Source organism: Megasphaera sp. UPII 135-E, assembly GCF_000221545.1.
GTDB classification, from domain to species: domain Bacteria; phylum Bacillota; class Negativicutes; order Veillonellales; family Megasphaeraceae; genus Megasphaera; species Megasphaera hutchinsoni.
Genome location: NZ_AFUG01000031.1, coordinates 1 through 12,621 on the forward strand (window position 1 = coordinate 1; position 12,621 = coordinate 12,621).

Consider the following 12,621-nt stretch of genomic DNA (forward strand, 5'->3'; position numbering starts at 1 on the left):
AGCAATTTCATGTTAACCATGAAATTGCTTTTTTTATTAATACCGCGGAATGTTTTTATCAAGCCATTCCAAGGCATCGCCCATCATATTTGTCGTCACAACATGACCAACCCCATCATACGTTTTATACAAACTCCGCACCTCTTCATGCGTTGCTAAAGCTTGCATATATCCCTGTTGGGAAAGGGGATTAACCGTCTTATCGTCCGCTCCATTCAAAGCTAAAATAGCTCGCCCTTTTAATAAATGCATATGCCGATACGGATCAGTCACACGGAAATTCATATCCAACGCATGTTGCGTCCGTAAAGGAGGAATATTTAAATCTTCATGAAAATGTCGGTCCGCTTCTTCCCACCAACCTGTACCATTGATAGCAACAGCTGCACAAAATTCATCATAAAAAGTCATAATACCCAGAGCGGTAATCGCCCCCATCGAATGTCCCATAACAATTTTAGGAACACGACGATTCCAATGAATAATATACTTTAACCATAAAGTCACTTCTCGATAAGATTGGAAAATAGTTTTCCAAAAAGAACCGTATAAACGCGGAGAGTCATAATCTAACGTACCCCGTTCGCCATGATTAACCGCATCCGGAATAATCACATCATAACCATACGCTGCCAATAAACGAGCACGTACTAACTGATTTTCTTTATTCGATGACCAGCCATGATAAAAAAGAATAACTCCTTTTGGGCGTTGTCCACACGATACATGCAAACAAGGAAAACCCTCCATATAATGCTTCGTTACGTCAATCATCAATATCCCCCTTTTCTATTTATGCCGATACCGATATCGTTGCGATACCGGTGGCTCCCATAATTCAGCCCACACCAATCCCGCATAAATATCACGCGTTTCTGGTGTCAACTCTTGCCACCCTTCTATTGGTTCCTCTCTTCGCACAGGTGTAACCACTACATGTGTTGTAGTAGCTACCGTTGCTGGTGCTACCATTTGGCTAGGCATGACAACTGTTGTTGTCGGCCGAATCACCACCGGCGGAACAGGTGCTAACACCGGTTCCTCTACCATTGTTTGCCCTGCTTTAGAGCGCCTTTCCGGGACAGGCACAGGCCCCTTACGTGGCTTGTACCTCCGTTTCTTCCGCAATGCATCCGATAAAAAAACCACTAAAAATACCAAAATAGGAAAAAACGCCGATGCATTCTGCACGTGATGCCACCATTGCCAAATCACATCCATACGCTCACCTACTGTTCTGTACGGGGCGTATCATGACTCCCCTTAGGCTTCTCTCCGCCAGCTGATTTCCCCTTACTTTTAGGAACGCCCGCCTTCGCTACAGCATCACGCATTTGCGTATCCGCCATAATATTTTGCATTTGATAATAATCCATTACACCTAAATTTCCCTCTTTTAAAGCTTGGGCCATCGCCAACGGCACTTCTGCCTGTGCTTCCACCACTTTTGCTTGCATTTCTTGTGTATACGCCTGCATTTCTTGTTCTTTCGCTACAGCCATAGCCCGACGTTCTTCTGCCTTCGCTTGTGCAATTTGCTTATCTGCTTCCGCCTGATCCGTTTGTAATCGTGCGCCAATATTCCGCCCCACATCAATATCTGCAATATCAATAGAAAGAATTTCAAATGCCGTACCTGCATCTAACCCTTTATTTAACACCGTTTTTGAAATTTCATCAGGATTTTCTAGCACAGATGCATGATCCATTGCCGAACCAACACTCGTAACAATTCCTTCCCCAACACGAGCAATAACTGTCGCTTCACCAGCCCCACCAACTAAGCGTTCAATATTCGCCCGCACGGTAACTCTGGCCCGTACCTTTAATTCAATCCCATTTTGTGCTACTGCGGAAATAAAAGGCGTTTCAATAACCTTAGGATTGACACTCATCTGTACGGCTTCTAATACATCGCGTCCGGCCAAGTCAATCGCACAAGCACGAGCAAACGTCAACGCCATCGCCGCCCGATGTGCAGCAATCAAAGCATCCACCACACGATCTACATCGCCACCTGCCAAATAATGTGCTTCCAACTGATTTACATTCATATCCAACCCAGCTTTATTCGCCTTCACTAACGGTAATACAATTTTAGACGGAACAACACGCCGTAACCGCATACCGATTAACGTATGAATGCCTACAGGAACACCCGCTGCCATTGCTGAAATCCACAACCCTAAGGGAACAAAATGCAAAAGCAACGAAAGTCCTACAATAACGACAAAAATGATAAACACTGGAAAAATAATAAACATACACACGCCTCCTTTACTGTACTCTAAACTAAATTATTTCAGCAACAACCAAACGATTACCTTCTAGACGTATAACTCGTACAGGCCGTTTCTTCTCAATAACCATAGTCCGTGTTACCGCTTCCAATAATTCGCCATTAATTTTTATCATCCCCACTGGTTTCAATGTAGTTACAGAAACACCTGTCATCCCAAGATAACGATGATTATCTACATTAGTAGCATACTCCACATCTCCAAATTCTCTTTCATGCAAAATAAGATCAGCCGTTATCGACGTTTTAGGCAAACGACGCAAGATGATATAAAACAAAACTGCTGCCACAACAGAACCAATTGCCAATATGTATATAGCGTGAACCGTTGCTCCAAAAAAGAAGAATAAACTACCATATAATAGACAGATACCCATCACACCAAATATGCCTACGCCAGGAATAACTAGTTCTAACATCAAACACAATATCCCGACAACAAAGGCCATAAACGTTCGTATATCTGCGTATTCTGGTTCCACGCCAAAACAAAATAAAATACCACCAATAACAATCGCTGTTATCACACCGATACCAATACCAGCCATCTTAATTTCCACAAGAATCGTCAGTGCAATCAATACCACGATAATTACATGAATATAATCATTTTGCAACACTCCCGATAGACGATCGCTCCACGTTTGTGTTTCATAATACACAGGAAGATTATCTAAACTAAACAAATGCAACGCATCAACAAGTGTTTTTGCCGTTCCTTCCGATATAGACAATGTTTTTGCCTGATCTGCCGTAAGCCGCAAAAACATACCTTGTGCCGAATACGGTGGATAAGCAACCTGATTATCCACTAGAGCCATAGCTACTTGTGCATTACGTCCAGTTAACGTTGCAAGTGCCTGTGCCAACTCATTCCACTGCGGTCTTGTTGCATCCTCCAACGAGTCTTGTTTTGCCCCACCTAAACGACTCTGAGGCGACATGACAATATGTCGACAAGACAACGCCGCAATAGTATTCATACGACTTCCCGCATCCATCGTAACATACGCAATAGTCGGTACCGAAGAAGCACGAATAATACTATTCAAGGTCTGTGCCGCTCTTATATCATCACCTTGTAATGCCAAATTCAACACAACAGCCTTATCACCGTGTTTTGCAGCCTTTTTCAATCCCCGTTGCAACAATGATACCTGACTACCATCAAGCTGTCCCTGCAACGTAAGTACTTGTACGCTAGCACCTTGGGTAGATGAACCAAAACTAGCAAAAAAACAAAATAATAAACTGACTACCCCTACCCAAAACCACTTTCCTTTCCGCATAGAAATAACCTCCTGTGCATACTACCTAGGTATGATTTTTTCCTTAGAGGAAACACCTTGAAAATATCCTGCTTTTTGAAAATAACACAATTCTTCTTCAGATAACGTATAAGCGACTTGTTTTTCCAACGCCTCCATACTTTTTTCTTTTTCTCTTGCCATTTTTTCTATAATTGCTGCATATACAGCCGAAGATCGATGTTCTTTTACCCACGCAACCATATGCTCTAACCACACGCGACAAGTCCATTCTTCTGTGCCATGATTATGCCCATGCAACAACCTAACCTGCTCCGATTCGGGTATTTTGGTCAAAAACCAATTCCACCGTTCTCGAGCAATAAGATAATGATACTGCTCATCTACCTCGCGCATATGTTGTGCCCGCAATTCCAACGTATATCGCGACCAAAACAAACTGAGTGTCATCGTGACAACCTCCATCTTCTGTATCATTATATGCGATTACATTATACTTCACATACCTTAATATTCTACTTCATATAACTAAATTCCTTTATTTGTTTTACACTTTATGCATTTGGTCCAGCGATAAACGAAAACTAGGTGCATATTCTTTCAAAAATAAAGTTACTTCAGGTAAATGTAAAGATTGTAACCGTGCTTCTAATGTCTGAAAAGCATCATTAAATTCATGATTGCCATCCGTTACTTCTTGTACACATTTTAAATATGCCGAAAGAATATCTGCGGCCTTCACAAAAGGCCACACAGGATCCGCTTCAGGCTGACAAATAAGGGGTTCATATACCTGTTGCAACTCTTGTGGCAACGTAGACAATAACCGCAGTGCTGCCTGCTTTTCAACATCCCCGTAAGTTTGTCGCATATGCGGTGTAAAATATTTTACTGGCGTCGGCATATCGCCCGTAAACACCTCTGTCGCATCATGATACATGGCTAACACTGCTGCATGTTCGCAATTTACATGTCCTTCAAAATAAGTATTATGAAGGACACACAAATGATACGCCAAAAGAGCAGTTTCTAACGCATGTTCTTGTACATTTTCTTTGCGACGATTATACATCAAACTCCACCGACGTATTAACTTCATTCTCGAAAGAATCGCAAAAAAATGACTCATGTCTCCTCCTACTTTCGATACAATCCCATCGCCTCTACCACGCGTTGATATGTTGCAGCTGCTTTTGCTTCCGCCTTCCGTGCTCCCTGATCCAAAATATCATCCAATTCCGTTGCATCTACCAACGCAGCATATCGCTGTTGAATTGGTTCCAAAGCCGCAATAACCGCTTCTGCCACTGCTTTTTTAAAGGCTCCATACCCCTGTCCAGCAAATTCCCGTTCTACCTCTTCATGCGTTGAATCGGTAAGTGCTGCATAAATGTCCATTAAATTAGAAATGCCTGGTTTTTGAACCACATCATAATGAACCGAATTTTCACTATCCGTTTGTGCCCGTTTAATCTTCTTTTCAATTACCTTTGGTTCATCTAACACGTAAATCGTTGCGGTCGTATTAGCGTCAGATTTACTCATCTTTTTCGTCGGTTCTTGCAAACTCATAACCCGTGTACCACCTTGCCCCAAATAAATTTCAGGTACGACAAAAATGTCTTCACCATATAACCGATTAAACCGTTGTGCTAAATCCCGCGTAATTTCCAAATGTTGCTTTTGATCTTCACCAACTGGCACAAAATTCGTTCGGTACAATAAAATATCTGCTGCCATAAGAGGAGGATATGTAAGTAATCCTGCTGGAATAGAATCGCCCTGCTTTGACGCTTTATCTTTATATTGAGTCATCCGTTCTAACTCACCCACATACGATAAAGTAGTCATAATCCAACCTAATTGTGCATGTTGCGGCACTTCCGATTGAACGAACAACGTTGCTTTTTCCGGATCTAATCCTGATGCCAAATAAATAGCTGCCAATTCACGCGTCCGTTGATGTAATAACGATGGTTCTTGATGCACTGTAATCGCATGTTGATTAACCACACAATAATAACATTCATTTTCTTCTTGCATCTTTGAAAAATTTCTCAATGCCCCTAAATAGTTACCTAATGTAAGATTTCCACTGGGCTGAATCCCCGAAAAAATAACTGCCATATGCTTTCCTCCTAAAAAAAAAACTTTCGCCCCTCCATATAGGGACGAAAGGAACGATCTTTCCGTGGCACCACCCTGATTAGCTTATAGCTCACTCATCAAGTCCCCACCTAACGGAGCGGATCCGTTGATTCTTACTATCATTTCAAATCGTATCTCCCAAGTCCATTTCCTCTACCCGTCCATAGCGGTCTCACACCTACACCGACTCGCTGTAACAACTACAATAAAAGTACTTGCACCTGATCATTGATTTTTTCTTTACGTATGGTTATTTTATACTTTTTTATCCCTACTGTCAACGCTATGCCAACTTGCGATATGCTAGTCATTAGCTTAACAAGTTGGTATAATAAAAAGATAATCCTAGATTATATAAAGAAAGGAATACACTATGACCGATACATTTCAGCAATTAGGCCTTATTACATGCCTCACGGAGACCCTAAAAAAACAAGGTATTACCACTCCCACTAAAGTACAACAACAAACCATTCCCCCTCTCTTAAAGGGGAAAGATATTCTCTGCCGTGCACAAACAGGAACAGGCAAAACCTTGGCTTTTCTTCTGCCAATCTTACAACAAATACAAGTCACTCAGTCCCAAGAGCAAGTATTAATTCTTGCCCCCACGCGAGAACTCGCCAATCAAATTACCTCCGTTGCTACAACCTTAGGTGCACCATTGCACATTGACGTGTTAAATCTCATCGGCGGTAAAACCATCGAAAATCAACTGCAAAAATTACACCGCCATCCTCATCTCATCATCGGTACGCCAGGTCGCTTATTAGATCATTGTACCCGGCGAGCTCTCCATTTGAGCGGTATACGCCGTATCATCGTCGATGAGGCTGATCAAATGCTGCAACAAGGCTTTTTAGAAGAAGTAGATACCTTAATCGGCATGACCTCTAAACGTCGTCAACTACTCTTTTTCTCAGCAACCATTCCCGATAAAATCAAAGGACTTGCAAAAAAACACATGAATGCCCCCCTCGTCCTATCCATTCAAGAAGGCGACACCATTACATTAGAACAAATTGAACAACGCATTTACATGATCCGAGAAGAAAAAAAATTATCCCTCTTATGTCAACAAATTCGTGAAATGTCCCCCTACTTAGCCGTGGTTTTCTGCAACACGCGCGAACGTACTTCCATCTTAGCGGGGCAACTCATTCAAGCAGGTTTTTTAGTCAGTGAACTCCGCGGCGATATGTCCCAAGGCAGACGAACACAAGTATTAAAGGACTTCGCCAAAGCTAAAACGCAATTACTAGTTACCACCGATATCGCCGCCCGCGGCATTGATATAGAAGGAATTACCCATGTATTTAATTATGATGTTCCCCGTGATGTCGATTACTACATCCACCGCATTGGTCGCACCGGACGGGCAGGTCAAACGGGATTATCCATCATGTATGCTACAACCAAGGACGAAATGACTGTCCGCCGAATTGAGCAACACATCCAAGCGACAATCACCAAATACACTGCAACGGGCCAAGTAAAAGTAAAGAAATCTCACCAAACCTGGAAAAAGAAGAAAAACCCTCGCCCTACCTTACCTCCTTCAACATACCAAACTACCAAAAGCAAACGACATAAAACATTACACAAAGGTAGCGACAACCGTCGCCGCCGGTAAGGAGCTGTCATGAAAAAACAACTATGCATTGGTCTATTAACCTTTTTCATCCTATCTTGCACAGGCTGTAAAAACATTACTTACACAGATAATAAACCAGATGAACCAATCAAAAAAATACACCAAGACATCTCCTCTCGCCACGAAAGAGATACTACAACCTCCCCCGAATCGAAACACTCCTCCCGTACAACCGTAGACAAAGAAAACGTTGATGACGAAGAAACCCCATCACTAACACGCAATCTCCGCAAGCACAAACAATCGAACAAATCACCAGATCTTAACGGATTAGGGGCTACTCCTGCCTCTTGGAATCACCATTTTGGTCATCCCTATACGCAAGGCAATACCCTTAAAATATATCAAGAAGGAGCATGTAAAGTAATTTTTGAAAACGACCATGCCACCTCTATTACCTTGATTTCTCAAGATGGCAAAAATCCCTTACAATACGATTTATTACCAGACGATCGTTCTCTCGTCACAACCAAGAAAAAAGTTATTGGCTCAATAACAATGATCACCCAACACTGGCACAGCGAAAAACTCCGCAAAAGTATACCTCAAACCAAGGGAAACTTTACTATCATTCACAACCTAAGCGGTACTACCTATACAGATGTCGTTATCAATTGTTCGCCTGGTGTAAAAAAATAAATACCACTTCAGAACAACCTTTAGCAATTGACAAATCATTTTCTATTATGGTATGCTTAGACATATTGTGACTATACATAGCACAAAATAAATTTATGAGGTGAAATGCACAATGGCAACGAGGAGAGAAGCACGTTTTAAACAATGCCGTCGTTTTGGACTGAATGTATTCGGCCACCCGAAAGCACTAAAACGTGTGAAAAAAGATCAACGTCAGAAAAAAATGTCTGAATATGGAACCCAATTATTAGAAAAACAAAAACTGAGAGCATATTACAATTTGCTCGAACGTCAGTTTGTTCGTTATTACGATAAAGCCAAAAAGATGAATGGCGTTACTGGTGAAAACATGCTGAAATTATTAGAATGCCGTTTAGACAACATCGTCTATCGTATTGGCTTTGCTAATTCCATGCGTCAAGCTCGTCAAATGGTAAATCATGGGCACATCTTAGTAAATGGCAAACGTTGTGATATTCCATCAGCTTCAGTAAAAGTTGGTTCTACTATCACATTAAAAGAAGCTTCTCGCAACAATGAAATGTACAAAAAGACATTCCAAGAAATCAAAACTTTCGATCTTCCTTATATCGAAAAGAACTTCGATGGCTTTGAAGCAACCTTAACACGAATGCCTGAACGGGATGAAATCCCCGTAGAAATCAATGAAACACTAATTGTCGAATTGTATTCTAAATAAGCTACAAAAAAAAGCAGATTCCTTTTACAAGGTATCTGCTTTTTTTGTACTACCATAAAGTTCACTTTCGCAAAACAAAACCCACGGAAAAAATTCCTTTCCGTGGGTTTTTCCTTTGCTATCGACTAGCTCTCATTACTACCAAACAACCTATTTTTTCTGTTGTAAAGCCGTAACCATTGCCATCAATTGCTGTATCTGTTCTTCATGTTTTGCTTCTTTTTCTTTCAAATAGCGAATTTCTTCATCTTTCACAACACTATTTTCCTTCAACTGAATAATTTCTCGTGCCATCACAGCTTTCGTTGATATAAGGGCAATGCCTCTCCCTACTTTCAAGGATACGCCTGCATTCACCATGTTATGTCCACTACCGAAAGAACCTCCCATCGAGAACATCGTATTTTCATTAGGCCGATAGAAAGCACCAATAGCCACGGCGTTAGCACCCATATAGTTGCCAACACCTGCCGCTACATCCCACTTATCATCAGGATCATATTCCAGCGGATGCAAACTAGCTAATGCGGCCGAGCTTGCACCAGCACGAACTACCTTATCTTGCAACACATTCATGCCTTGCTGAATACCATTAACAAGCGGACTCATATCAACATTATACAGCTTGCCATCGTTGCGCTTAAATTCGATTTTCTTTCCTTTTTCATCATATCGACCACTTGCTGTGTACGTATTCTGCAACCCTTTAACTTCAACTTTGTTAGCTGTTTCTCCATCTCCTTGCGTAAGTGTCATTACCCCATTTCCTGTCTTTTCGTCATAGGAAACAGTTCCTTCTTTCAAACGCAAATCATTCTTGGCTGCAAACAGTTGTCCGCCATTGACTGCATCCTTACTATCCTTAGAAATATCTCCATCTTTCAAATTGGTGATTTTCGTCCCATCTTTCCCGGCAAGAGCAATCTCATTCTTCTCCTTATCCTTGTAAGTCACAGTTTTATCACTTAATTTTTTTATGTCTTTTATTTCTTTTTGCACGGAAGCTTGAACATCGTTCAACTGATCTTCCGTAGCAGCACGACCGGATGTAATATTCTTACTATCCCATTTTGTATTCGTCAGTCCCGTAATCGTTCCTGTCGTTCCATCTACGGTGACTTTCTTATCGCCGATAGTAATTTTGTTATTCAAGCTGTAGGTAATCTTTCCTTGTTCTACCTTCGATGTCAAATTTCCATCGCCGGCAAATTCAATAGTCGGTGCTGTATCACCGCCTAAGGTTACATTACTTGTTCCCGTTCCTTCATCTTTAATATTAAACCCGGCTTTAAGTTTAGAAATATCTTTACCAACAGTATTTTTTACTTCATTAACCTGAGCTACCGTAGCCGCATCGTTATCAGCTGTGCCGTTTGCGATATTGGTAATTTTATTGCCTCCGTTATCGAATCCGTCCTTCGTCAAAGAAATCGTCTTTCCCGGATTAGCAAGTGTACCATCTCCGGCGTCCGTAATGGTAATACCGTCTTTCTTGATTTCTACCTTTTCTGTGCCGTCTTTATTCTGAATTACCGTACCGCCGGCAGTCGTTTTATTGGTATTACCGTCTTTATCCGTAAACGTAGCACTTTCCAACCCGGTGAGATTCTTGGCTAATTTTACATTAAGCTTTCCATCTTTAGCCACCACACCGATGTTCTTATCAGTCAACTTGGTTTCATCTGTTACACCGCCGGAAATAGTAACGGTTTCATTCAATTTCTTCGCAATAGCTTCTCCGCTGTCGCCGGCAAATTTCAAGCCGTCATCCAAAGTAGCCACAGAGTGCGGATTCTGTCCGTTCGAATCGGTAATGACAATGCGTTTAATGGTTGTCGTGCCGTCTACACCCGGTTTCCCTTCGTCACCTTTTTCACCGCGAATGGAAAGACCGTTTTGTCCATTTGTCCCGTTCAAACCGATAGAGCCGTCTTTACCGTTGATAACGACTGCACTTCCGTCTTTACCGATAACTTCCACTTTCCCGTCTTTACCCGGTTTACCAGCTTCTCCCGGTACTGCTTTTTCACCAAATACGGGTGTATCCGATAAGCGATAAATAACTTTTTGTGTATGCGTTGTTGCATCCGTCAACAAATCAACAGATAAGCCGTTCCCGGCTGACAAAAATTCAATAGTCGGTTTTGCATTAGCTTTCAAGGAAACAGTTCCTGTTACATTTCCTGCCTTAACATCAAAGCCTGCTTCTAATGTATCCATTGCTGCTTTCTTAGCTGCATTTACTTGTCCTACTGTAGCGGCGTCGGAATCCTTTTCTCCATCAGCAATATTGGTAATTTTATTGCCTCCGTTATTGAATCCGTCCTTCGTTAAAGAAATCTTCTTTTTCGGATTATCAAGTGTTCCATCTTCGACGTCCGTAATGGTAATACCGTCTTTCGTAATTTCTACCCTTTCTTTGCCATCTTTATTCTGAATGACCGTACCGCCGGCAGTCGTTTGATTGGTATTGCCGTCTTTATCCGTAACCGTCGTTCCCAAGTCATTAATAACGGTACTCGTAGTTTCCTCTTTATCTCCATGTTTAACGGTCTTGGTAAACGTAGCACTTGACAAATCCTTCAAATTCTTCGCCAGTTTAATATCCAGTTTACCGTTCTTCCCGGCTTCTTTATTAGCCACTACACCGATATTTTCATCGGTCAGTTTATCTTCTGCTTTTTCATGTTCTCCTACCGTAACTCCACCGACGATTTCCACGGTTTCATTCAGTTTGGAGTAGAAGTTTCCTACATTGCCGGCAAATCTCAAGCCGTCATCCAAAGTAGCCACAGAATGCGGATTCTGTCCGGTCGGATCGGCAATGACAATGCGTTTAATGGTTGTCGTGCCGTCTACACCCGGTTTCCCTTCGGTACCTTTTTCACCGCGAATGGAAAGACCGTTTTGTCCATTTGTCCCGTTCAAGCCGATAGAGCCGTCTTTACCGTTGATAACAACAGAGCTTCCGTCTTTTCCGATAACTTCCACTTTCCCGTCTTTACCGGCTTCTCCGGCTTCTCCTACCGTAAACCCTTCTTCTAATTTCTTTTGTACCTTAACTAATTCAGTTTGCTTTGCCACATCGGAAATTGTAATCGTTTCTATATTACCCTTATGCTTTTTATCTTGAACTAATAAATCTATCTTTCCATCTGTCCCCGGCGTATATACACCGTTTCCGTCTGTTGTCGTTGTCGTACCGGCTTTCACTAATTGATAATCCGTCGAACCGGAAGCATTACTGCTCACTGTCTCGGATAAAGATTTCAACTGATCTTCCGTTGCAGCACGACCGGATGTAATAGCATTTGCATTCCATGTCGTATTCGTCAATCCTGTAATCGTTCCTGCTGTACCGTCAATGGTAAGTGCCTTGCTTGTGGCACCCGGTGCCGGAGTCGGAGCTGCAAAGGTAATGCTGTTCATATTTGTCAATGCACTATTTAATCCATACGTTACACTGCCATCTGTACCGACTGCCGCTGTAATATTGCTATCACCCTTAAATGTAATTGTGTCTTTCGCTTTGATTACTTTCTTTCCTGGCGTCGAAGTAGCTCCGTCTTGAATAGTGAATCCTGATTGCAAGGTGGTAATATTTCCATTTATCGTCTTAACCGTATCATTATTACTAAAATCAATCTTACTTCCGTCAATACCGTACTTGATCGTGTTTCCGTCACGGCTTACGGTCAGTCCTTTACCGGCTTCTGCCACGGCAAAGGTAACGGTGTTTCCGTCTTTGATTTCTTGTTCTGCTGTATCACCGGTAGCTTTGAGTTTCCATGCAGACATCTTACCTTTTACAGTAGTATTATTCGTGATTTGATCTTTGATTTGGCTGTTCAGGGTATTTTCATTAAGCCCCAGTGTCAGACCGGTATCATTCACTGTTGCTGTAACGTATTTA

At 41.9% G+C, this 12,621-nt stretch carries 11 protein-coding genes and 1 other annotated feature; of the genes, 3 read left to right on the top strand and 8 right to left on the bottom strand.

Annotated features, from left to right (window positions below; translation table 11 throughout):
• Window positions 1–36: 36 nt before the first annotated feature.
• The 7 genes from HMPREF1040_RS04300 to trpS form a co-directional block, all read right to left on the bottom strand.
• Window positions 37–774: an alpha/beta fold hydrolase gene (locus tag HMPREF1040_RS04300; RefSeq protein ID WP_007392715.1), complete on the bottom strand. Its 738-nt coding sequence runs from the start codon at window positions 772–774 to the stop codon at window positions 37–39.
• A 15-nt stretch (window positions 775–789) separates the two neighbouring features.
• Window positions 790–1,221 carry a hypothetical protein gene (locus tag HMPREF1040_RS04305; RefSeq protein ID WP_007392705.1) on the bottom strand — a complete coding sequence of 144 codons (432 nt, stop codon included), beginning with the start codon at window positions 1,219–1,221 and terminating at the stop codon, window positions 790–792.
• 8 nt (window positions 1,222–1,229) lie between these two features.
• Window positions 1,230–2,264 (bottom strand): flotillin-like protein FloA, encoded by a 1,035-nt coding sequence (gene floA / locus HMPREF1040_RS04310; protein ID WP_007392707.1) that lies wholly within the window; start codon window positions 2,262–2,264, stop codon window positions 1,230–1,232.
• 28 nt (window positions 2,265–2,292) lie between these two features.
• Window positions 2,293–3,588 carry a nodulation protein NfeD gene (locus HMPREF1040_RS04315; RefSeq protein WP_007392709.1) on the bottom strand — a complete coding sequence of 432 codons (1,296 nt, stop codon included), beginning with the start codon at window positions 3,586–3,588 and terminating at the stop codon, window positions 2,293–2,295.
• A 21-nt stretch (window positions 3,589–3,609) separates the two neighbouring features.
• On the bottom strand, window positions 3,610–4,017 hold the full coding sequence (locus tag HMPREF1040_RS04320) for a hypothetical protein (RefSeq protein ID WP_007392708.1): 408 nt from the start codon (window positions 4,015–4,017) through the stop codon (window positions 3,610–3,612).
• Between the two features lie 97 nt (window positions 4,018–4,114).
• On the bottom strand, window positions 4,115–4,696 hold the full coding sequence (yfbR, locus tag HMPREF1040_RS04325; protein WP_007392714.1) for a 5'-deoxynucleotidase: 582 nt from the start codon (window positions 4,694–4,696) through the stop codon (window positions 4,115–4,117).
• Between the two features lie 8 nt (window positions 4,697–4,704).
• Window positions 4,705–5,694 carry a tryptophan--tRNA ligase gene (trpS, locus tag HMPREF1040_RS04330; protein WP_007392712.1) on the bottom strand — a complete coding sequence of 330 codons (990 nt, stop codon included), beginning with the start codon at window positions 5,692–5,694 and terminating at the stop codon, window positions 4,705–4,707.
• Between the two features lie 37 nt (window positions 5,695–5,731).
• Window positions 5,732–5,953: a binding site (T-box leader), on the bottom strand.
• Window positions 5,954–6,088: 135 nt separating this feature from the next.
• On the opposite strand from trpS, the gene HMPREF1040_RS04335 reads away from it, so the two are divergent.
• The 3 genes from HMPREF1040_RS04335 to rpsD all read left to right on the top strand — a co-directional run bounded on the left by HMPREF1040_RS04335 (window position 6,089) and on the right by rpsD (window position 8,708).
• On the top strand, window positions 6,089–7,348 hold the full coding sequence (locus tag HMPREF1040_RS04335) for a DEAD/DEAH box helicase (protein WP_007392706.1): 1,260 nt from the start codon (window positions 6,089–6,091) through the stop codon (window positions 7,346–7,348).
• Between the two features lie 9 nt (window positions 7,349–7,357).
• Window positions 7,358–8,008, top strand: a complete 651-nt coding sequence (locus HMPREF1040_RS07715; RefSeq protein ID WP_007392713.1) for a hypothetical protein — start codon at window positions 7,358–7,360, stop codon at window positions 8,006–8,008.
• Between the two features lie 112 nt (window positions 8,009–8,120).
• Window positions 8,121–8,708, top strand: a complete 588-nt coding sequence (gene rpsD / locus HMPREF1040_RS04345) for a 30S ribosomal protein S4 (protein WP_007392711.1) — start codon at window positions 8,121–8,123, stop codon at window positions 8,706–8,708.
• Between the two features lie 150 nt (window positions 8,709–8,858).
• Here the strand turns inward: rpsD and HMPREF1040_RS04350 are convergent.
• A partial coding sequence (locus HMPREF1040_RS04350; RefSeq protein WP_007392710.1) for a YadA-like family protein occupies window positions 8,859–12,621 on the bottom strand: 3,763 nt, incomplete at its 5' end.